General features: G+C 46.4%; 16 protein-coding genes. 12 read left to right on the top strand and 4 right to left on the bottom strand.

Features of this window, described 5'->3' with window-relative positions:
- Window positions 1–524: 524 nt before the first annotated feature.
- Window positions 525–1,094: a Uma2 family endonuclease gene (locus JGK14_RS16180; protein ID WP_293191829.1), complete on the top strand. Its 570-nt coding sequence runs from the start codon at window positions 525–527 to the stop codon at window positions 1,092–1,094.
- 74 nt (window positions 1,095–1,168) lie between these two features.
- Here the strand turns inward: JGK14_RS16180 and JGK14_RS16175 are convergent, their stop codons facing one another.
- Window positions 1,169–1,363, bottom strand: coding sequence for a hypothetical protein (locus JGK14_RS16175; RefSeq protein WP_293191826.1), 195 nt, complete (start codon window positions 1,361–1,363; stop codon window positions 1,169–1,171).
- 12 nt (window positions 1,364–1,375) lie between these two features.
- Window positions 1,376–2,458, bottom strand: a complete 1,083-nt coding sequence (locus tag JGK14_RS16170) for a PIN/TRAM domain-containing protein (protein WP_293175123.1) — start codon at window positions 2,456–2,458, stop codon at window positions 1,376–1,378.
- Window positions 2,459–2,836: 378 nt separating this feature from the next.
- On the opposite strand from JGK14_RS16170, the gene hemW reads away from it, so the two are divergent.
- The 4 genes from hemW (at window position 2,837) to JGK14_RS16150 (ending at window position 7,241) form a co-directional block, all read left to right on the top strand.
- Window positions 2,837–4,177, top strand: a complete 1,341-nt coding sequence (hemW, locus tag JGK14_RS16165; RefSeq protein WP_293191823.1) for a radical SAM family heme chaperone HemW — start codon at window positions 2,837–2,839, stop codon at window positions 4,175–4,177.
- A 227-nt stretch (window positions 4,178–4,404) separates the two neighbouring features.
- Window positions 4,405–4,665, top strand: coding sequence for a hypothetical protein (locus JGK14_RS16160; protein ID WP_293175119.1), 261 nt, complete (start codon window positions 4,405–4,407; stop codon window positions 4,663–4,665).
- A 115-nt stretch (window positions 4,666–4,780) separates the two neighbouring features.
- A complete protein-coding gene (locus tag JGK14_RS16155) occupies window positions 4,781–5,053 on the top strand; it encodes a DUF1830 domain-containing protein (RefSeq protein ID WP_325315270.1) in 273 nt (90 codons plus the stop codon).
- 622 nt (window positions 5,054–5,675) lie between these two features.
- The gene (locus JGK14_RS16150) at window positions 5,676–7,241 is read left to right on the top strand and encodes an FAD-binding oxidoreductase (RefSeq protein ID WP_293175115.1); all 1,566 of its coding nucleotides are present in this window, start codon (window positions 5,676–5,678) and stop codon (window positions 7,239–7,241) included.
- Between the two features lie 416 nt (window positions 7,242–7,657).
- Here JGK14_RS16150 and JGK14_RS16145 read toward each other — a convergent pair whose 3' ends face one another.
- Window positions 7,658–8,527: a lipid kinase gene (locus tag JGK14_RS16145; protein WP_293175113.1), complete on the bottom strand. Its 870-nt coding sequence runs from the start codon at window positions 8,525–8,527 to the stop codon at window positions 7,658–7,660.
- 304 nt (window positions 8,528–8,831) lie between these two features.
- Between JGK14_RS16145 and JGK14_RS16140 the strand changes: the two genes are divergently transcribed.
- A complete protein-coding gene (locus JGK14_RS16140) occupies window positions 8,832–10,226 on the top strand; it encodes a HEAT repeat domain-containing protein (protein ID WP_293226312.1) in 1,395 nt (464 codons plus the stop codon).
- A 178-nt stretch (window positions 10,227–10,404) separates the two neighbouring features.
- Here JGK14_RS16140 and JGK14_RS16135 read toward each other — a convergent pair whose 3' ends face one another.
- Window positions 10,405–13,800 carry a sensor histidine kinase gene (locus tag JGK14_RS16135; RefSeq protein WP_293206281.1) on the bottom strand — a complete coding sequence of 1,132 codons (3,396 nt, stop codon included), beginning with the start codon at window positions 13,798–13,800 and terminating at the stop codon, window positions 10,405–10,407.
- 814 nt (window positions 13,801–14,614) lie between these two features.
- On the opposite strand from JGK14_RS16135, the gene JGK14_RS16130 reads away from it, so the two are divergent.
- The 6 genes from JGK14_RS16130 (at window position 14,615) to JGK14_RS16105 (ending at window position 21,172) form a co-directional block, all read left to right on the top strand.
- Window positions 14,615–15,610, top strand: a complete 996-nt coding sequence (locus JGK14_RS16130; RefSeq protein WP_293175107.1) for a LysR family transcriptional regulator — start codon at window positions 14,615–14,617, stop codon at window positions 15,608–15,610.
- 173 nt (window positions 15,611–15,783) lie between these two features.
- Window positions 15,784–16,848 carry an anthranilate phosphoribosyltransferase family protein gene (locus JGK14_RS16125; protein ID WP_293175105.1) on the top strand — a complete coding sequence of 355 codons (1,065 nt, stop codon included), beginning with the start codon at window positions 15,784–15,786 and terminating at the stop codon, window positions 16,846–16,848.
- 134 nt (window positions 16,849–16,982) lie between these two features.
- Window positions 16,983–17,588, top strand: coding sequence for a molybdenum cofactor guanylyltransferase (locus JGK14_RS16120; protein WP_293175103.1), 606 nt, complete (start codon window positions 16,983–16,985; stop codon window positions 17,586–17,588).
- 73 nt (window positions 17,589–17,661) lie between these two features.
- Window positions 17,662–18,861, top strand: a complete 1,200-nt coding sequence (locus tag JGK14_RS16115; protein WP_293175101.1) for an aminotransferase class V-fold PLP-dependent enzyme — start codon at window positions 17,662–17,664, stop codon at window positions 18,859–18,861.
- A 596-nt stretch (window positions 18,862–19,457) separates the two neighbouring features.
- Window positions 19,458–19,802, top strand: coding sequence for a DUF6717 family protein (locus JGK14_RS16110; RefSeq protein ID WP_293175099.1), 345 nt, complete (start codon window positions 19,458–19,460; stop codon window positions 19,800–19,802).
- Between the two features lie 17 nt (window positions 19,803–19,819).
- Entirely contained in the window at window positions 19,820–21,172 is a 1,353-nt protein-coding gene (locus tag JGK14_RS16105) for an LCP family protein (protein WP_293219615.1), read from the top strand.
- Window position 21,173: the final 1 nt, after the last annotated feature.

Genomic DNA, 21,173 nt, shown 5'->3' with positions numbered 1-21,173 from the left:
TATTATTCTTGATAAGAATGTTCTCTGACATTTTTAAAAGAGCAGACTGCGGTGCAAATCACCAAAGGGTCAAATGATGCCCGAGGGAGGGACTCAGTTGACAGTTGACAGTTGACAGTTGACAGTTGACAAGACCTCTTGCAAAAATCGGAAAACACCCTGAAATTATCTGCGTTTACCTGTGTTTATCTGTCTGACATCTGCGGTTGCAGGATCGATCGAAGACTTATGCAATCTTGTCTACAGTTGACAGTTGACAGCTTGCCGTGAACGTAGTCGAATGGTTAACCTAGGACATCAGTTGACCTAGAAGGAAGAGGATTGGAGTAATAAATAGTTTTCTTTTTATTTCTCCTTATAAGGGATAGGCTTTCAACTAATTCTTTCTGCTAATTTTAACCGCTCTTCAACCCCTCTGGGTTGGGATGAGAGTTTGTACAGACGCCGTTTCAACCGCCTGGTATTCTGAGCGATCGCGCATCGACGAGCTATAATTGTGTAATCCTCACCCACCTCAAAATTATATGGTTGCAAGTAAAAGCGACACCTACGTCTCCCCCGAAGACTATTTAGCAGGCGAGAAAGTCAGCCCCATCAAACACGAGTACAGACAAGGAAAAGTCTATGCAAAAGCAGGGGCAAGCAAAGCTCATGTCATTATTATGGGGAACGTATCTGTACTTTTGAGAAACCATCTTCGGGGAAGTGGCTGTATACCTTACATGGCAAACATAAAAGTTCGGATTGAGGCAGCAAATTGTTATTACTATCCCGATGTAGCGGTGACTTGCGATGAACGGGACAGTAATACTGCTGAAGATTTCATTATCTACCCGCGCTTAATTGTGGAAGTTTTATCGCCTACAACAGCGGCTTTTGACAGAGGCGAAAAGTTTGCCGATTACCGTACTTCCGAAAGTTTGCAAGAGTATGTATTAATCAATCAAGAAAGAGTTAGTGTAGAGTGTTTTCGCCGGAATGCAGAGGGTTTGTGGGTGCTTTATCCTTACAGTGAAGGGCAAGACGTTCAGTTGGCGAGCGTTAATTTTAGCTGTGCGATCGAGGCTTTGTATGAAGATGCGATACTACTCTAGTTCATCAAAATTGTTCGATCGTTCGGACTAAAGTCCTGATTGACTAAACGGCAGAGAGCGGACTAAAGCCCTCACTACAAACTTGATTTTTTCTTGCTGGCTTTCCAAGTGCCGCCGTAGAAGTAAAAAGGATTGTTTTTACTTACCGATTCCCAACATTTAAGACAGAGAAAAAACCACTGCCCCGACTCGTCATACCGGGCGCGGTAGAGAGTCGGGGCAGATAGGGAACAGCGATCGCAATATTTAACCCTAATTCCTCTGGCCATTGTTTCTCAGTTTCAAGCAATAACGGACTCTTGAGGGCGGGCAAAAATCATGCGGCCCGCGCTAGTTTGCAAGGCGCTAGTAACTACGACTCGGGCTTCGGCGCCGACGTAGCTGCTACCTGCTTCTACGACAACCATTGTGCCGTCATCCAAGTAACCGATTCCCTGAGACGGTTCTTTGCCTTCTTTGCGGATTTTTAGTTCGATCGTATCTCCCGGCAAATAAGTCGGGCGCACTGCATGAGTCAAATCGTTGATATTTAAAACGGGCAGTTTTTGAACGGTAGCTACTTTCGACAAGTTGTAATCGTTGGTGAGCAAAATGCCGTCGATATCCAAAGCGAATCGGACTAATTTAGCATCGACTGTGGCAATCTCTTCGTAGTCAGCCGAGTGAATTTGAATCCGTTCTGGATATGTTTCTTTGATGCGGTTGAGTACATCTAAGCCGCGGCGCCCGCGCACTCGCTTTTGATCGTTAGCGGAATCAGCTACCAGTTGCAGTTCTTGCAGCACGAATTGCGGGATGATAATTTGACCTTCGAGGAAGCCTGTTTCTAGCAGGTTTTCAATCCGGCCGTCAATAATGCAGCTTGTATCGACAACTTTGGCACTTGTTGGCTTGAAATTACCTTCGCCTATCAACACTGTGGTGTCTAAGCTTTTGGGGTTGATCAGTCGCAGGAAAGCGCGGCCGTGGGTGTCTGTCAAACTGACGCCTGTGAAGCCGAACATGACGCTTCCCAATACTGCGACTAGGGGTTTGATGAAGCCGAACTCGCGGGGAATTGGCAGCAGGAACAGCGGAGCCAGCATTAAGTTGGCGACTAGCAGCCCGATGATTAAGCCGATCGCCCGTGTCAGCAGCATTTCCACCGGCATATCCCGGACTTGCTTTTCTAACCGCCGGTAGGTTGTTTGAGCGACTAATCCCAACACGAAGCCGATTAATGCTCCAAACGAGCCCAGTACCGAACTTAGGCCTTGTATATTTGTAACTTGCTCCAGCAGGTTGTTTGGCAGGAGCTCGACTCCGTAATAGCCGATTCCTCCGCCTGCAATTATGAATGAGATAATTATGATTGCGTCTAGCATTTAGTTCTAGGTTAATGAATGTGTTTATATTATATCTTTCTAGTGCTGATAGTTTTTTCGTGGTTGCGGTCGGATATCGCTATCTTTACTTACCAATTTTTATGAACTTATATTTCGCGCCTGTACCGTGAAGGGGGATATGCTACCCCTGCTTCACGGCATTGAGCGCGCCCCTTCACGGGCAGACATGAGGTGCGAATAGACCGCCCTGCAACCTGTTCGGGAATTACTGCCGATCGCCATCGCTAGGAGATTAAGCTAGAATAGCAGATCGTTCGCAGTGCGTTATTGCTAAGAAAATGTCACAATATACATAATTATTTATAACGGTTTAATTAAAACTTTAGATTTGAAGTTGCACTTTTAGCTGGAAATGTAATGAACCCTACCACAGATTATTTAACATTTGAATTCCCAAAAAGTGGGCAGGTGGCAAATTCCGGCATTCCCAGTTCGGCTTACCTGCACGTACCTTTTTGTCGCCGCCGCTGTTACTACTGCGACTTTCCGGTTTTTGTGGTGGGCGATCGCAAAAATGGCGAAAATTCCGGCACAATTGTCCAATACGTTGCCGTACTGTGTCAAGAAATTGCAGAAACTCCAAATTTAGGTACATCTCTAAAGACAGTTTTTTTTGGTGGTGGCACGCCTTCGCTGCTTTCTGTCAGTCAATTGAGCCATATTTTAGAAACTATCGACGGCAAATTTGGCATTGCTGCTGGGGCAGAAATTTCAATAGAAATTGACCCTGGAACATTTACTTTAGAACAGTTGCGGGGATATGCCGCAGCGGGAGTAAATCGAGTTAGTTTGGGAGTGCAAGCTTTTCAGGATGAATTGCTGCAAGCTTGCGGGCGATCGCACTCGGTGGCAGAAATTTTGGAAGCAGTAGAAATAGTGCGATCGGCTGGGATTGTCAATTTCAGTTTAGACCTCATTTCTGGACTGCCGCACCAAACCTTAGAACAATGGGAAGCTTCCCTAAAATCAGCGGTAGCAATTAGCCCGACTCACCTGTCGAGTTATGACTTAATTGTTGAGCCCTTAACAGCTTTCGGGCGATATTTTGAAGCAGGTTCCCAGCCGCTACCAGCCGATGAAACTGCTGCTCAAATGTACCGTTTAGCGCAGGAAATTCTGACTGATGCTGGCTACGAACATTACGAAATTTCCAATTATGCTAGGCCAGGCTATCAGTGTCAGCACAACCGCGTTTATTGGGAAAATCGCCCTTATTACGGCTTGGGGATGGGGGCGGCGAGTTATGTGGAAGGCCGGAGGTTGACAAGGCCTCGCAAAACTCAAGAATATTATCAGTGGGTGCGAAATCTTTCCGAGACAACTTCTGCTGCTACCGCCCAACTGGGGGGGGAGACCCAGACCGATATTCACCCAGCAATTGAACCCAATTTTCAAGTCTCAGACAATGACGTTTTGTTAGAAACGCTGATGCTAGGTTTGCGTTTGGCAGAAGGGGTTAGCCTGTCGGCGCTGACTGAAAAGTTTACTCAGCAAACGGTTGATAAAATTTGGCATTGCTTGCAGCCCTACTGGCGACAGGGATTGGTGGAAATTGTGAATGCTGGGGCGATCGCCACTTTAGCCGAAGGTGAAAAACTGCCACTTTCGGGAAATTTGAGATTGAGCGATCCCGAAGGTTTTTTGTTTTCTAATACAATTTTAGCCGACTTGTTCAGCAAGTTAGGAGAGGACAATTAGCTTATGTCTGAGGAAGTATACACAGCGCTAAGGCGATCGCCCGTCCAGCCACACCCAGCAATTCGACAATCAGAAAATTAAATTGCTCCCTGGGTTTATAATGTCAAAAATAATGTGTTTTATATCGATCCTTAATAAAACTTAAGTAACGAACTAAGCCTTGAGATAGACGCGACGACTGAAATCCGGCTGTCATACTTGAGAGTGACGATTTAAAAAAGATCTTGATGGAAACCCTGACTCTCGAACGCCACAACATTCACAGCAATCCCAATCGGGTAATTAGCGATCGCGGCTGCAATCAAACTTCTAAGTGTAAATTTTGCGGTCACTACAAGATGCAAAGAGGTGCCGTGGGTCACTGTCAATTGTTAGGCGCACCAGTGCGAGGAGGATGGAAATCTTGCACTTTAGCACTGCCACCTTTTGCACCTTCTTGGGAACAGGTGGAAGGCGCCACTATTTCCTCAGGGACATTTATTAATTAATTATTAATTAATCTAAAGAATGTCGGGAAAATTTGATTTTGACAGGCGAGCGGATATATATTAGACTGAGGCTGGTGACAGATACCTTGCACAATTTCACAAACAAGTTAAAAACATGAATATGACACTTACTCAGGTAATTTCGGAACGTGATGCGCGTATTTTGTGTTGGTATCTCAATACTACTAGCCAAATGCAAATTGCTCGGATTACAAATATTCCGAATTGGTATTTTGAGCGGACGGTGTTTCCGGGAGAACGTTTTTTGTTTGAAGCGCTCCCGGAAGCTCAGTTAGAAGTTTGCAGGAGTGCGGAGACGGGTGCTATTGTGTGCGAGCGAATTTTGTGCGATCGACTGCGAGTTCAAGAATTAAGCGCACCTGATTAAATCATATAACAAATAGTATGGTGCGTCAGGTGTGACATTTTCAATCACCACAGAAAGTCTCATGCTGACGCACCATTGATTCCGGGGATAAGCTGTCGTGCAAATAAACATTGCATATTCGGGACGGGCTAGAAGCCCATCCCACAAGACTTAGATTATTTCTTGACATACAGTTTAAATGCCGCAACAGCTTACCTCAGTCTGAGATGGTTGGTTTGTCGCCAAAATCATCCTAGCTGACCAAGAATTTCACAGGTGGTACCCGCCACGTGATTTATCCGTGGAATCAATCCCAAATCGAAAATCATCAAGCCCCCGAATTTATCCGTGGGTCGCCTCTAAAATCTAAAATCTAAAATCGATTGACGCACCCTACCGATCGGGAACGGGAGCATCTCAGTTTTGCAAGAAGCATTTTTTCTTCACAGTGCGAGCGTCCCCGCTCGCGTGCTTTTATACGCACGCGAGCGGGGACGCTCGCACTGTAAATGCAAAACTGAGATGCTCCCTCGGGAACTCTTGTGGGGTGGGCCGGAGAACCCGCCCAAAACTTAAATTTAAATGCAGACCAGATTCTAAGCTAAATTATATAAAATTAACCGCTATTAAATATTAAAACCCGATGTCCCTCACCGAAAAAATTCTCTCCCAAGTGCCGGGAGACGCCCTTGGAGGCCTGCGAAAGGTCGATCGACTCTGGGAAAACCTCAAACAAAACACCGCCCCAACACCCGCAGCCGTCAAACACAGCCAACAACCCCTAGAAACCCTCGACTTCGACATAGTTATCAGCGGCGGAACCCTAGGAATATTAATCGGTACAGCCTTAGCAGTACGCGGTTGGCGAGTAGCCTTACTCGAACGCGGCATCCTGCGAGGGCGCGAACAAGAATGGAACATTTCACGCAAAGAATTAGACGCATTCTTAGAACTAAACTTGCTTTCAGTTGAAGAAATAGACAAAGCAATTGCCACCGAATACAACCCAGCCCGCATCAGCTTTACCAACACCCCTGACATCTGGATTCGCGACGTACTCAACATCGGCATCGACCCTATTTACCTCCTCGAAACCCTCAAACATAAATTTCTCCATTTCGGAGGAAAACTATTTGAAAATACACCATTTAAAACAGCAACAATTCACCCCAACGGAGTTATAGTAGAATCAGAAAATACCGATTCACCAAATGTCAACACTTCATTTACAACCAGATTATTATTAGACGCAATGGGATATTTTTCGCCCATTGTCCGTCAGGCAAGACAAGGCAAAAAACCCGACGCCGTATGTTTAGTAGTCGGCAGTTGTGCCCAAGGATACCCCAAAAATGACACTGGCGATATATTTGCATCCTTCACCCCAATGCAAAATCAGTGCCAATATTTTTGGGAAGCATTTCCCGCCAGAGACGGGCGCACGACTTACTTATTTACCTATATAGACGCCGACACAAAAAGATTTAGTTTAGAAACATTATTTGAAGACTATTTGCGCTTGCTTCCCGAATATCAAAACGTCGAACTCGAACAGTTAAAATTCCAAAGAGCACTCTACGGATTCTTTCCCTGCTACCGCCAAAGCCCTCTAAAAATGCCTTGGAATCGGATACTTCCAGTCGGAGACAGCAGCGGCAGCCAATCGCCCCTCAGCTTCGGCGGTTTCGGGGCAATGGTGCGCCACCTCAAACGCTTGACTCTCGGAATTGACGAAGCTTTAACCAGCGAAAGTCTAGACAAAAATTCCCTGGCACTTTTGCAACCGTATCAACCAAATCTATCAGTTACTTGGTTGTTTCAGCGTTCGATGAGTGCTGCGATCAATCAGAAAATAGACCCCAATCAAATCAATCAACTTTTGGCTGCTGTATTTGGGATAATGGAAGAATTGGGAGAACCAGTGCTCAAGCCGTTTCTTCAGGATATCGTGCTGTTTCCGGCTTTGTCGCAAACTTTGTTTAAAACAGCAATCAGCCATCCGGGATTGGTGATGAAAATTATCCCGCAGGTGGGGATAGCTAATTTGCTCGATTGGATGGTTCATTATGTGAATTTAGGGATTTATACAGGATTACAGCCTTTAGGGAAAGCGGTAGAACCGCAGGTAAAAAATTTAGGAACCCAACAGCAATACTATTTTCACCGATTAGTTGAAGCCTGGAAATACGGCGCTGGAGGCGATTATTAATTCTCAGTATTTTTATTCGTAGTAAGCACTTTCCTTTGGGCGAAGGTACGTAGTTGCGCTTCAGCGCTCTTTATAATATTAGGAAAGAGCGCTGAAGCGCAACTACGTACCTAATTTGTCTGATGACAATAAAACTGGGTTTGTAGTGAGGACTTTAGTCCTTCTTCTATTAAGGAATAAAGTCCTCACTACGAACCTTTTTTACTATGGTAATCGAGCGGATATGATATTACCGGGCGCTTAGCCTGGAAGTTATACCAATTATCTAAAATTGTGCAACACTCTTTGACCCCCCCCTAGCCCCCCCTTGCTAAGGGGGGGGACAAGAATACTGTTGCATTCTTCTGAAAAATTGGTATTAAATTAATCTTTTGTGGAACGGGCATCTTGCCCGTTACTGATATATGAGTTATCAGTTATGCAGGAGCGATAACGGCCAAAGCTTGGGGAATCACTCGGAATTTTGCAGGCGTTTGAGTGGTAATTTCACCGTCGGTATTAATCGGACGGCGCTTGCTAGTATTGATCTCAATTTCTTGAGCGTGCAAGGCGCGAACGTTGGGCCAACTGTTATGATTTCCTTGCCTCATCGCTGGCAGCAAAGCAATGATTTCCCACCAATTTTTTGTCTCTAAACTATACAAATCCAGCCGCCTGTCGTCGATGGTGGCATCTTCGGCAACTGTCATGCCGCCGCCGTAATAGCGACCGTTGCCGATCGCAATTTGAATGGTTTTCACATGAAAAGATTGGTTGTTTACTTTAATTTCGGCTCTAAATGGTCGCGATTCCCAGATTGTTTGTAAGGCGGTAAAAGCATAAGCTAAAACTCCCCAGCGCTGTTTCACGTCTTTAGTAAGTCTCTGGGTAATTTGCACGCTCAATCCTAAACTAGCTACATTAAAAAAATGCTGGCCGTTCACCCAACCTAAGTCTATGAGCCGAATTTTACCGCTGGCAATTACTTGACAAGCTGCGGATAAATCTGTTGGAATTTCGAGAGTGCGGGCTAAATCGTTAGCAGTTCCCATGGGCAAAATACCTAAGGGTAATTTAGTGTCGATCAAACCTTCTATGGCGCAGTTGAGTGTGCCGTCGCCTCCGCCGATTATTACTAATTCGACTTGATGTTGGTAGTGCCGAATTGTTTCGGAAATTTCATTTGCGTGGTTTGTAGATTCGACAATTAAATCAAAACCAAGTGCTTGTAATTTTACAGTGGCTTGAGATAATAAATTTTGCCCTTTGCGGGAGTGCTGGTTTACTAAAAGGAGAGCTTTTTTCATGAATAATTGGGAATTGGGAATTGGGAATTGGGAATTGGGAATGGGAATTATGTCATGGTTGGGTGTGGTTGTTTTTATCTTGGTTGTCTAAAAGCTGTGCTAAACTGCGATTTTGGTTTTTCAAATTAAGAATTTCACAGGTGGATGACTTAAGTGCATGAATTTAATGCTTTAATTACATTTTACCCATGGTGATGGATTGACATTAATCTTAAATGATTGATAATTTTAGCAAAAGATTGCTGAAAAGTCTCTGGCATTCTGCGCTAGCTGTCATCTACCTTCTTGAAGCTAAATTAAATTTATGTCTAATATTTTAGAAGAAGCCCAAGTGGCTGCCGATCGCCAAAACTGGCCTCTTTTAGTTGAATGCTTGCAGCAATTGACAGCAAACGGTAGTCAGCAGCCGGAAGAACATATTTTAGAAAAGGCTGTCAGTTTAGCAATCGCAGCCTTAAAATGGGGGGATTTTCAAGACCGCTGGGAAATTGCTAAGGTATTGCCCAATCTGGGAAATGGCGCGATCGCACCTTTAATCGCCTTGCTTGAAGACGAAGATGCAGATACAGAGCCCCGGTGGTTTGCCGCCCGCATCCTCGGAAAGTTCGTGAAGCCTAGCTATCCCAAAGGCAATCGCCCGGAAGTGATGCAAGCTTTAGTAAAATTAATCGAAAATTCTGATGAAGAATTGAGCCAAATTGCGGCGGAAACTCTAGGAAATTTCGGCACGAGTGCGATCGAATCCCTGACAACTCTCCTACAACAAGCAGACTCGCGACAGTTTGCTACAGCAGCCCTCGCCCAAATTCGGCGCCCCGAAATTATCCCACCGCTGTTGAGTGTAGTCACGGATTCTCAAGTTGCGGTGCGTGCTTGCGCTATTGAGGCGTTGAGTAGTTTTCACGACTCTCGGATTCCGTCGGTACTGGTAGGTGCACTCAAAGATCCGGCGACAGCAGTCAGAAAGGAAGCGGTGCGGGCTCTTGGGGTGCGCGCCTATTTAGATGCAGAATTAGATTTAGTTAAGTTGCTCAAACCTTTGCTTTGGGATATCCGTTTAGAAGTTTGTCAGGAGGCGGCGATCGCAATTGGGCGACTGAAAACCGATGCTGCGGCGGCGGCTTTATTTGAATTGTTGCGATCGCCCGCAACTCCCCTTGAATTGCAAATCGAAACTGTGCGTGCCCTCGGCTGGAGTGAAACCGCTGCCGGTTTAGAATATTTGCAAAAAGCGCTGATCTGGCGATCGGCTGCTGATTTAGAAGGCGAGGTATTGACAAGTAATTCTGCAATTCCAATTATCGATGAACACCGATTAATTCAAAACAAGAATCCTGCTGTTTGTCAAGAGATTGTCACTGTTTTGGGGCGAGTGGAAAAGCCGGAATTAAAAACCAAAGCTGCTGAAATTGCGATCGATTTGCTAGAGGGCAATCATCCCGCCGTGCAGTCTTCCCAAATCAAACAATCTTTGGCTTTAGCGTTAGGACAATTAGGAGATATCAGAGCGGTAGATGTGTTGATTCAACTGTTGGCAGATGCCGATAACAGCGTCAGACTGCATAGTTTATCAGCACTCAAACGGCTGGGTGGGGGAGAGGTTCGGCAGCAATTAGCAAGTTTAGTCGATCGTCCAAGTCTCGAACCCAGATTAAAACAGGGAATTGCGATCGCCCTGCAAGAATGGCAAGAGAATTAGGATGCAATAGCAGAATTAAGAAAAGACGGCGAATAGAATTCGCGACTACACAAACGATGTCCGCCTCCGCGGACTGAAGAGGATAAGGTAATTTCAACCGGACACTCTTTAACCCGCGGAGGCGGGTTTTGTCTGTTTAGGCGCGGTTTCAACCGCCGTCTGTCTTCTTCTGTCTTCTTTACCTCTTTTCAATAGGCAATCGCACCCCGAAAGTCGAGCCGAGTCCCAGGCCGGGACTTTGGGCCCAGACAGTGCCGCCGTGGAGTTCCACGAGATGGCGGACGATCGCCAATCCGATTCCCAGCCCGCCGTAATTGCGTGTATGACTGCTGTCAGCTTGGCGGAAGCGATCGAACACAAACGGCAAAAACTCCTTGCTGATGCCAATTCCCGTATCGCTAACGGCGATCGTCACAGAGTGAACCGGAGACGGAGACAACATGGCACTACCAGCCGATCGCGGTTCCCCCTCCTCCGAGAGCCTGATTTCCACGCTACCGGACGGTGGCGTAAACTTAATGGCATTCGAGACCAAATTCCACACTACCTGCTGCAAACGAGTAGCATCGCCCCTCACCAAGCTCACCCCTTCGCCATAAAAAGTCGCCAATTCAACTCCCCGAGCTTCAGCATCAGGGGCGAGCGCTTTGACTGCGGTTTCTACAATCGGCACCAAATCCACGGGGCGCAGCTTCAAACATACTTTGCCACTCACAATCCGGGAAACGTCCAGCAAATCCTCAATCATCTGAGTCTGCAACCGCCCGTTTCGCTCGATCGTCTCCAAACCCACAGCCGTTTTTTCGGCACTCAACTTGCGCTGTCGCAGTATCTGGGCCCAGCCGACAACTGCATTCAGAGGCGTCCGCAACTCGTGAGAAAGCGTTGCCAAAAACTCGTCTTTAATCCGGTTGGCCTCCGCTGCTTCCCGGTAAAGCCGCGCATTATCGATCGCCACCGCCGCATCCCGCGCCAAATCCGAGAGCAAAATCAAATCGCCCTCGCCGCAGCGGCGGCCGGACTCTCCGCACAGCAACGAAATCGCTCCCAGCGTCCGCCCGCGAGCGATCAGCGGCACGCAGATTGCCGACAGCGGGTTCTGGTAGCACAGCACTTCCAACAGTTCGTTGTCCGACAGCACCGCCTCGATCGCCCAATGCGGTATTTCTGGGTAGAGCTTCGATTCTCCAGTCCGCAGCACCTTTGCTACTCCGTGGCGTCCCTGGGGGTCTACCGGCAAACGGCGATTGATTTGCCACAACAGAGCGACTTTGCTCGGATCTGAGTGAGCAACTGCTTGCAAGCCGATCGAGCCGTCGGCCTCGATTAAATGCACGCAGCACCAATCCCCCAGCCCCGGTACTGCTAAATCTGCCAAATCTTGCAGCGCCTCTTGGTAATTCAAAGAAGCCGATGACAGCACAGCCAAAGCTCGGGCGCGCAAATCCGCTGTTTGGGCCGATCGCTGGCGATCGTCAATATCAGTAGAAGTCCCGAACCACTTGAGGATGTTTCCGTCAGCGTCCCGTACTGGCATGGCGCGACCCAGATGCCAGCGGTAAACCCCGTCAGATGCCCGTTTCAAGCGGTATTCCACCTCGTAGGTCTCCCCCATCTGCACCGACTCATTCCAGCGTTCCAGGGAATTTTTCAAGTCATCTGGATGCACCACTGGCTGCCACCCCCAGCCTTGAGTTTTTTCTAGGGTCAAACCGGTGTATTCAAACCAGCGTTGGTTGTAGTAGTCGATCCAGCCGTCAGGCCAAGCAGTCCAAACTATTTGGGGGATAGTTTCAGCGAGAATGCGGTACAACTGTTCGCTGGCTTCGGCTGCGCGGCGGGCGGTTTGTTCCCGCGCCCAAGCCTGATTTCGCTGTTCTTCGGCCTCTTTGCGATCGCTGATGTCGCTAATCACGCCGATCCATTTCCACGGATGGCCTTGTTTGTCAAGAACTACTTTGCCCCGATCGATCCAGTGGAGCAAGCCACCACCGGAGCATTGCACGCGGTATTCCTGAAAAAATGGGGCAGTCCAATTGTCTGGCGCGCTCAAATATCGATCGACTGCGGCCTCGATTTGCGATCGGTCTTCCGAATTTAAAATACTGTTCCAAGCTGCTCTCGTCCTCGGAAATCTGCCTTTTTCGTACCCCAAAATTTCATCTACACGACCAAACCACAGCACGATACCGGTCTCGATATCCCATTCGTAAATTAAATCGCTAGCACTTTCTGCCGCAATCCGAAACCGCTCTTCTGACTGTCGCAGCACTTCCATAAACTTAAAGCGTTCCGTCACGTCCAAAACCAGAGACAGCATCGAGATCAACTGTCCAGAATCGCTGTAAAAAGCCGAATTGTGCCACTCGCAATGCACCAAAGAACCCGACTTATCATAATTGCTGTTGCGAACGACATTGCACCGTTCGTGTTGGTTTTTCAAACTCTCAATTGCCGCTTGTACATCTTTCACATCGCCGTCAAAAATAAAGTTCCATTCGCTAAAATGCTTGCCTAAAACTTCTGTTGCCTTCCACCCAAAAATCTTTTCAGCAGCCGGAGACCACCCACTGAGGCGAAAATTTTCATCCCACTCAATCACAGCTAGGGGCGTATTTTCAAAATGAGAAGTGAGTTTTTGCAGGGCGTCGCGCAGGGATGCTTCTACTTGCTTGCGGTCAGTAATATCGCTAAAAGAAATAGCCATGCCGTCGCCCAATTTAACGGTCACAATCCGAAACCAGCCGACAATACCTTCGCTGTTGTAAGAAATCTCAGTATTGAGGGGAATTCCTGTTTCTACAACTTGCACGTAACGATCGAACAAACCGCTATCTTGATGACCGGGCAGGACTTGCAGCAATCGCTTTCCGACCATTTCTTCAGGAGTGCTTTGCTGAATTTTTGCCGCAGCGGGATTGACGTATTCCCATTCAAAATCGACAATTTTAGAGCCGTCACGAATGCTGCGAAACACGTTAAATCCGTCTAGAGATAATTCCTGAAAAGCGCGAAAGCGTTCTTCGCTTGCTTGCAGCTTGTTGGCAATTTCCAGCAGGAGTTGTTGGACTCCCTCCGACTGCGCTATTTCTAGGAGCAATTGCTGGTTAATTGGCCCGAGTTCGCTGCTGGGGGATGGGACGGGATTTTCAATGGTACAGCCAGCTTGCGGTCGATCGGCCTTTTGACTTTCCAGCGCTGTATTTGCTGCTAATTGTGTCGCCCGCGTCACCGCCAACACTTGAGAAAGCGAGGGCATCAATTGGGCCACAGCCCACACAGAAATGATAGCGGTAACGGCGGCGAGCAAACTTGACAGCGCGTAGCTGGGATGAACCAGCATCGAAACTTGCATCAGGTGAGTTGTCCCACCGCAGAAAAACCCGAGTCCCAATAGGATAAAACCCTTGCTTGCAGGCACATACCGCTGCTTCCTGGCAAAGTAGATCAGCATCGCTGGAATTGAGTAATAAGCCAAGGCAATTAACAAATCGCTCACCGCGTGCAGTCCCATTAACTGCAATTGCCACTCTTCCCATCCACCTTGGGGCATAAAATTGTGCTTAAATGACATAATCTTAAGAAAATTCTGCATTTCGCCTTTCCTGTGCGATCGATCGTACTTGCACTTGTGTTGCTGACCCGCTAATTCCTAGTCTATACACAAAAAAACAGAAAACAACAGTGACTTTAGGCAGGGATGAAAGTTCATCGGAGGTTTCAAACGGGCGGCAAGATTCGGACATTTATTGACAGTAATAGGGAGAGCCAGGTACTATAATCTTGAAAGATGTACGATCTAAAATGCTAGCTTTTAACTTTTAATCTTACATACAAACAAGTTAGCTAGAGTGATTGAGGAAACCCCTATGACAGTGCAATTCATTAAATCTGTTGAGTTACAAACTTAAAAACATCGAACGCTCAACTTTGCTGAATTAAATCGTTTTATCAATCAAGTTTTCCAGTCATATAATGGATTTAATTGGGAGCATCTCAGTTTTGCATTTACAGTGCTGTCGGGAGCTAAAAAAAGTTTCGTAGTACGGACTTCAGTCCGCTCTTTAAAAAATGCAGTGCTGTCGGGAGTTCAAAAAAGGTTCGTAGTACGGACTTCAGTCCGCTCTTTAAAAAATGCTTCTTGCAAAACAGAGATGCTCCCATTTAATCTCAGAGAATGGAATAGTCTAAGTCTAATTTAGCCTAATAAATCCTGACCGAGCAAATTAATTTGTAGAGCCAAGCATCCGCGCCTCTAGAACCAGAATCCAAACTAATCTGCACCTGTATCAAGACGTACTAAATTATTCTACTAAATCGGTTAAGGTCTCTAATGTCTCTGACGATCTCCCAGTCAAAGTTCTCAAACCATCTCGAATTAAACATCCATGCGCTTAGAGCAGCTTCAAGCATTTCTTTCAGTTGCTGAAACCGGTAGCTTTCAGCAAGCAGCCCGGAAGTGCGGCGTCACCCAATCGACTATTAGCCGTCAAGTGCAGGGACTTGAAGCGGAAGTGGGTTTGTCGCTGTTTCACCGCACCGCCCACGCCAAGCTGACAGTGGGAGGGGAACGCCTGTTACCTCACGCTCGCAAAATCTGTCAGAGTTGGCGAAATGCTGCGGTCGAATTGGGAGACTTGCTGGCGGGAAAACAGCCGGAACTTTGCGTGGCTGCGATTCACTCGGTTTGCGCTGCTTATTTACCGCCTGTGCTGCAAAGGTTTTGTCGCAGCTATCCTGAGGTGCAGTTGCGCGTGACATCCCTAGGAAGCGATCGAGCTTTGAAAGTTCTCAAAGACGGTTTGGTGGACATCGCGGTGGTGATGAACAACCGCTATTTTACTCAAGCCCCGGAAATGTTGGTTGAGGTGCTCTACAATGAGCCGATCGAGGTATTAATGGCCGCGAGTCATCCCCTGGCCCAGTACGATCGAGTACCTTGGCCGGAATTGATTTGTTACCCGCAAGTGGTGTTTAAGGACGGGTACGGAATGCAGCGCATGGTACAAGAGCAATTCGGACGCATCGGTGCTAAACTTCATGCTGTTTTGGAACTCAACACTCTCGATGCTTTTCGAGGCGTGGTGCGCCAGGGAGAATTGATTGCTTTGCTGCCGCATTCAGCTTTGCTAGACGCTAAGGCCGATCGCACTTTAGCAATTCGATCGATCGCTCTTGAGCGCCCAAATTCCAAGGTTTCGGCGATCCTCTTCGAGGGCTTCGCTAACGGACAATCGGCGATCGATCCGACTTGGACTCGCGAAGTGGTGTTGGTAACAACTCACGATCGAATGCAAATTCCGCCGATCGCCCATTTCTGGAATCTGGTACGGGAACTTGTACCACCATGTGATGTCATCAAAGTAGTAAAATCCGGAAATTAATACCTGTTTATAATTGAGATTTGAAATTTGAGATTTTATGGCGTTACGAATAACCAATAACGAATAACCAATAACGAATAACGAATAACCAATAACGAATAACCAATAACCAATGCCCAATGCCCAATGCCCAATGCCCGATGCCCAATGCCCAATGACCAACTTCAATAATTATGAGTGACGCATTTAGAGAATTGCTACGAAAAATTGGCAGTGGAGTACACACAGGAGAAAACTTAACTCGATCGCAATCAGCAGCAGCCACGCGAATGATGCTGCTAGGAGAAGCAACACCGACTCAAATCGGAGCTTTCATGATTTCCCATCGCATCAAACGGCCCACCGGCGAAGAATTAGCCGGAATGCTGGATGCTTACGAAGAATTGGGGCCGATGCTTGCCCCTCCCAACCGAGAAAAAGGATTTGCCGTTTCTAGCGTCGCCGTGTTTGGCGTAGCCTACGACGGGCGATCGCGCACCGCTCCAATTAGCCCAATAACCGCCCTAATATTAGCCGCCTCTGGCGTCCCAACCGTCATGCACGGAGGGGAGACAATGCCAACCAAAGAAGGCATTCCCCTAATCGAAATTTGGCGCGGTTTAGGAGTTGACTGGAGAAAACTCCGTTTAGAAAAAGTCCAGCAAGTTTTTAACAGTACGGGTTTAGGTTTTGTTTACCTTCCCAAGCATTTTCCTCAAGCCGCGAGTTTAGTGCCCTACCGCCGCGAAATCGGCAAACGGCCGCCTTTTTCGACAATGGAATTGATGTGGTGTCCCTGCGCCGGCGACGTTAACGTCATCTCAGGCTACGTGCACCCGCCTACAGAGGGTATGTTTCAAGCAGCCTTTGAGTTGCGGGGAGTCAAAAATTATACCACAGTCAAAGGATTGGAGGGCAGTTGCGACTTGCCGCGCGATCGAACTGCAATTATCGGCATTGCTAAACCGGGCGCCGAGTTCGAGCGAGTGCTTTTAGCCCACGGAGATTACGGTTTTAGCAGTACAAATCCCGCCTTTGAATCAGCATCTGAGTTATTCAAACAAATGCAGGAAGTTTTGTTAGGAAAACACTCAGAAATGATGCAATCTGCTATCTGGAACGGCGGATTTTATCTGTGGCGCAGCGGAATTTGTTTGGATATGGACTCTGGTTTGATTGAGGCAGAAACCTTATTAAGCAGCGGTCAAGTAGTGCAAAAACTTGAGGAAGTTAGCAAAGCCGTTAGTGCTTTGAATTGAGAATCAATCAGGTTGAGTGCTAATGACAGTTGACAGTTGACAGTTGACAGTTGACAGTTGACAGTTGACAGTTAACCGTTAACTAATGACCAATGCCCAATGCCCAATGCCCAATGCCCAATGCCCAATGCCCAATGATTAACCATAAAATAGCAGTAATTGTGCTCGCAGGCGGTCAAAGTTCGCGGATGGGTACGGATAAATCTCTCCTAGAAATTGAGGGTAAAAGCCTGTTGCAGCGGGCGTGTGAGGTTGCAGCAGTTGTAACGCCACAAGTGTATGTTTTGACAGCTTGGCCCGATCGCTATCGATCGACCCCAACCCAAAAATCCCAATTTCTGGTAGAGTACAATCCGGGTTCCGGCCCCTTAGTGGCATTAACTCAAGGACTGACGGACATTTCTGCCGACTGGATTTTGCTATTAGCTTGCGATTTGCCCTTATTAGATTCCCGAATCATTGATAATTGGGCGAGTAAGTTAACAGAGTTTCCCCCATCTACCTTAGCAGTTGTCCCCTATCAAAATTCGCGCTGGGAGCCATTATGCGGTTTCTACCGCAAACAATCTCTGTCCAGCTTGCAAAGTTTTATTGACAAAGGGGGACATTCATTTCAACAGTGGTTAAATCAAATCCAAGTAATCCCTCTACCCGTAGGGGAACGAGAAGCAGTCATGCTATCGAATTGCAATACACTAGAAGAATTTGAGCAATTAAAAGGTAAAATGGTTGACAGTTGACAGTTGACAGACTAATGACTAATAGGGTTCGCGAGCGGGGACGCTCGCACTAATAACTAATGACTAATAACTAATGATTAACGAATATTGGTTACTCGATCGCGAAATCACATTCCTCAACCACGGTTCCTTTGGAGCCTGTCCGATTCCCGTACTGGAAGCGCAAACCAGTTTTCGAGAACAACTGGAAAGAGAACCATTGCGCTTTTTAATGCGGGAATTTGAGCCGCTGTTAGATAACGCCAGAAATCAGTTAGCCACCTTTATTGGTGCAGGCGAAGAAGAATTAGCCTTTGTGCCGAATGCTACCACTGGAGTCAATGCCGTTTTGCGATCGCTCTATTTTAGTCCGGGCGACGAATTGCTAACCACAAATCAGGAATACAACGCCTGTCGCAACACACTAGATTTTATCGCAGAGCGCACAGGCGCCAAAGTAATAGTAGCAGAAATACCATTTCCCATTGAATCGCCAGAACAAATTATTGAAGCAATAATTAAGTGCGTTTCCCCGCAAACAAAATTAGCCTTATTAGACCACATTGTCAGCCAAACAGGTTTAATTTTTCCCATCAAACAGTTAGTCGGCGAATTAGCTAATCGCGGCGTAGATGTATTAGTAGACGGAGCTCACGCACCGGGAATGGTAGCACTGAATTTAGAAGAAATCGGCGCCGCTTACTACACAGGAAATTGCCACAAATGGCTGTGCGCGCCGAAAGGTGCAGCTTTTCTGTACGTGAGGCGAGACAAACAAGATAGCATTCGGCCAACTACCATCAGTCACGGCGCCAACTCACCGCGCGCCGACAAATCACGCTTTCAACTAGAATTTGACTGGATGGGAACAGTCGATCCAAGTCCCTATTTGTGCGTACCTGTAGCCATTGATTTCATGGGTTCTTTGTTGAGTGGCGGCTGGCCGGAATTGATGGCAAAGAATCATGATTTAGCATTGGCTGGGAGACAAATATTAGCAGATAAATTAGATTTGCCGCTGCCTTGTCCCGATGAAATGGTAGGTTCTATGGCTGTTATACCACTAGCCGACGAACAGCCTGACGCCGCTGCAACGGGTGGAATTCCACCATTGCAAGAGGTGCTGTGGCAGATTTTTAAAATAGAAGTGCCGGTTATTCCTTGGCCAGATTCTAGCAAGCGGCTGGTGAGGATTTCAGCTCAATTTTACAATACCTTGCCACAGTATGAATATTTAGCGAAAGCGCTAGCTGAGCTAACAGGAAATTCAGCGGGAGATTCCCAAAAAACCTAAACCTTAACTATAGTAATCCTCAAAAAAAAAGGTACGTTGTTGGGCTTGGACCCTCCGAAGATTTGTGATCTACCAACTTACCCAACAACAGCTTTTACCAAATATACCTAAATACGCTTGGATTAAAGCTTTCAAATGAGTTTAATCTCACGAATTTACAGGAAATACAAGCATCTTTTAGCAGCCTGACTATTCTTAAATGAACCGTATTGGTCTACAATCTACGGTAAGAGGGCTGAAGCCCAACAACGTACCTTATCTTTCTGAGAGCCACTATATCAAAATAAATATTGCAAAAAATTATATTTAAAATATTCACTATCTAAAATTAAGCAACTAATACGAATCCTAAAAAAACTGGCAAAATATTATAAATAGTATGCGAGCATCTGTAGGGATACGACAATACCGTCTAGTTCACAGAACTGCGAGTTTTAATAATTGGTACAAGATTAAGAATTGTAGCAATTTATTTTAAATTAGCATTAAAACACGGTACGAAAATCGGATTTTACACAACTTCCGCTGCACCGAATATAATGTATCAAGACTTGTATTTATATCCCCAAAAAACAAAATAAAAAGAGGAGAATACGATGTCAAATGCCATGATGGTAATTTTCCCCTATCGCGAACAGTACACCTGGGTTTTTGACGACGAGCGAGCCGGACTTGTCCGAGAACCATTTGTTCAGGGCGTCCCCGAAATGATTAACGTACTTGTCGCAGACATTCCCAACGCCGCTCAAGGTTTCCGACTATTATTTTCAGCCAATCCATTTCCCGGATATCAAGCAGAAATGGCTTGGTTTAAAACAGAATACGGCGGAAACTGGTATCGGTGGGAAGCCGAAAATCTCGAAGGCTGGCTTTGTCCGGCTTTGTTTAAATACTTTCTAGAAGCACCGCCCAAGTTTTATTGCAAAGCTGAAAAAATGTAATAATCAAGAGCAAGTCAATGAAAAACTTGTCAATCTTTAAGAGAAACTTTGTTAAACCAGCCGATCGCAAATCTAGACAAAAGCTCAAATTAGCACTATGTATATTTGGGCTATTTGTGCTAATTGTCACAGCAGCCATCTCCGCAGGACTCGGGGCAATTACCGCCCTCTTAGCACCCGTGGAACCGCAAATGATTAGCAAAGTCCTAGACGCTACAGGCTTTAACTATATATCATCCAACCGCTCTGGATACCGCCTCTCGCGGCCTGTTAATATCTTAATCCTGGGAATTGACCGCGTACCCGGATCTGTCCCCAATTCCCGCAAGATTTTTAACGGCCGCAGCGATACAATACTCTTATTCCACCTCGATCCTAGAGAGAAATCTATTAGTTTGCTTTCAATTCCGCGAGATACAAAAGTCGAAATTCCCGGAATTAGCTTCAGCAAAATTAACGAAGCAAATGCCAGAGGAGGAGCAGTTTTGGCGGCGCGATTGGTGAGCACTATCGCCAACAATGCAACAATTGAAAGATACGTGCGAGTCAGCAGCGTTGCGTTTCGGGAATTAGTCGATTTGTTGGACGGAGTTGAGGTATTTGTACCTCGGGCGATGTCCTATACAGATAAAGCCCAAAAGTTAAGCATAAATTTAGCACAGGGATGGCAAAATCTCAACGGAGAAGAAGCAGAACAATTGGCTCGATTTCGCAACGACGGTTTGGGAGATATCGGCCGAATTGGGCGACAGCAATCTTTAATTCAAGCTATTCGCAACCGCCTCGCAAGTCCATCAGTATTGGTGCGATTGCCACAAATTGTGCGATTGATGCAAAAATATGTAGATACAAACCTAAATTTTGAGGAAATATTGACGATCGCAAATTTCGGTTTGCAATTGGAGCGAGATAATTTTAAAATGGTGATGTTACCGGGACGCTCTAGCTCATCACAAGGGGATTTGAGGAGTTATTGGATTGTCGATGTTGCTGGGCGCGATCGCATTATGACACAATATTTCAAACAAGGCGCAGCGGATTTTGCCCAAGGGCGAACCGCCAATCCCAGCCAGCCGGTTTCACCCAGCAGCCTCAAAATCGCCGTCCAAAATGCTTCTAGCAACCCAAAAACCGCCAAAACCGTCGCTGAATTTCTCAGAAAAAAGGGCTTTTCTAACGTATCTGTAGTCAAAGATTGGCCCGACAAGCAACGTCAAAGTCAAATTATTGTACAGCAAGGCGATTTAGAAGCAGCAAATCTTCTGCAAAAAACTTTAGGCTATGGTAAAATAGAAGCATCTTCTACTGGTGAAATTGAATCTGACTTGACACTTCGCGTCGGCGAAGATTTGGTAAAGCGATTTAATTAGT

It is taken from the genome of Microcoleus sp. PH2017_28_MFU_U_A, from assembly GCF_020738035.1.
Taxonomy (GTDB): Bacteria; Cyanobacteriota; Cyanobacteriia; order Cyanobacteriales; family Microcoleaceae; genus Microcoleus.
This window is presented reverse-complemented; position numbering and strand designations above follow the sequence as displayed.

Bases quoted from the DNA above. Each gene is read 5' to 3' on its own strand.
- JGK14_RS16180 (WP_293191829.1), top strand. From the start codon at position 525: ATGGTTGCAAGTAAAAGCGACACCTACGTCTCCCCCGAAGACTATTTA.
- JGK14_RS16175 (WP_293191826.1), bottom strand. From the start codon at position 1,363: ATGGCCAGAGGAATTAGGGTTAAATATTGCGATCGCTGTTCCCTATCT.
- JGK14_RS16170 (WP_293175123.1), bottom strand. From the start codon at position 2,458: ATGCTAGACGCAATCATAATTATCTCATTCATAATTGCAGGCGGAGGA.
- hemW (WP_293191823.1), top strand. From the start codon at position 2,837: ATGAACCCTACCACAGATTATTTAACATTTGAATTCCCAAAAAGTGGG.
- JGK14_RS16160 (WP_293175119.1), top strand. From the start codon at position 4,405: ATGGAAACCCTGACTCTCGAACGCCACAACATTCACAGCAATCCCAAT.
- JGK14_RS16155 (WP_325315270.1), top strand. From the start codon at position 4,781: ATGAATATGACACTTACTCAGGTAATTTCGGAACGTGATGCGCGTATT.
- JGK14_RS16150 (WP_293175115.1), top strand. From the start codon at position 5,676: ATGTCCCTCACCGAAAAAATTCTCTCCCAAGTGCCGGGAGACGCCCTT.
- JGK14_RS16145 (WP_293175113.1), bottom strand. From the start codon at position 8,527: ATGAAAAAAGCTCTCCTTTTAGTAAACCAGCACTCCCGCAAAGGGCAA.
- JGK14_RS16140 (WP_293226312.1), top strand. From the start codon at position 8,832: ATGTCTAATATTTTAGAAGAAGCCCAAGTGGCTGCCGATCGCCAAAAC.
- JGK14_RS16135 (WP_293206281.1), bottom strand. From the start codon at position 13,800: ATGTCATTTAAGCACAATTTTATGCCCCAAGGTGGATGGGAAGAGTGG.
- JGK14_RS16130 (WP_293175107.1), top strand. From the start codon at position 14,615: ATGCGCTTAGAGCAGCTTCAAGCATTTCTTTCAGTTGCTGAAACCGGT.
- JGK14_RS16125 (WP_293175105.1), top strand. From the start codon at position 15,784: ATGAGTGACGCATTTAGAGAATTGCTACGAAAAATTGGCAGTGGAGTA.
- JGK14_RS16120 (WP_293175103.1), top strand. From the start codon at position 16,983: ATGATTAACCATAAAATAGCAGTAATTGTGCTCGCAGGCGGTCAAAGT.
- JGK14_RS16115 (WP_293175101.1), top strand. From the start codon at position 17,662: ATGATTAACGAATATTGGTTACTCGATCGCGAAATCACATTCCTCAAC.
- JGK14_RS16110 (WP_293175099.1), top strand. From the start codon at position 19,458: ATGTCAAATGCCATGATGGTAATTTTCCCCTATCGCGAACAGTACACC.
- JGK14_RS16105 (WP_293219615.1), top strand. From the start codon at position 19,820: ATGAAAAACTTGTCAATCTTTAAGAGAAACTTTGTTAAACCAGCCGAT.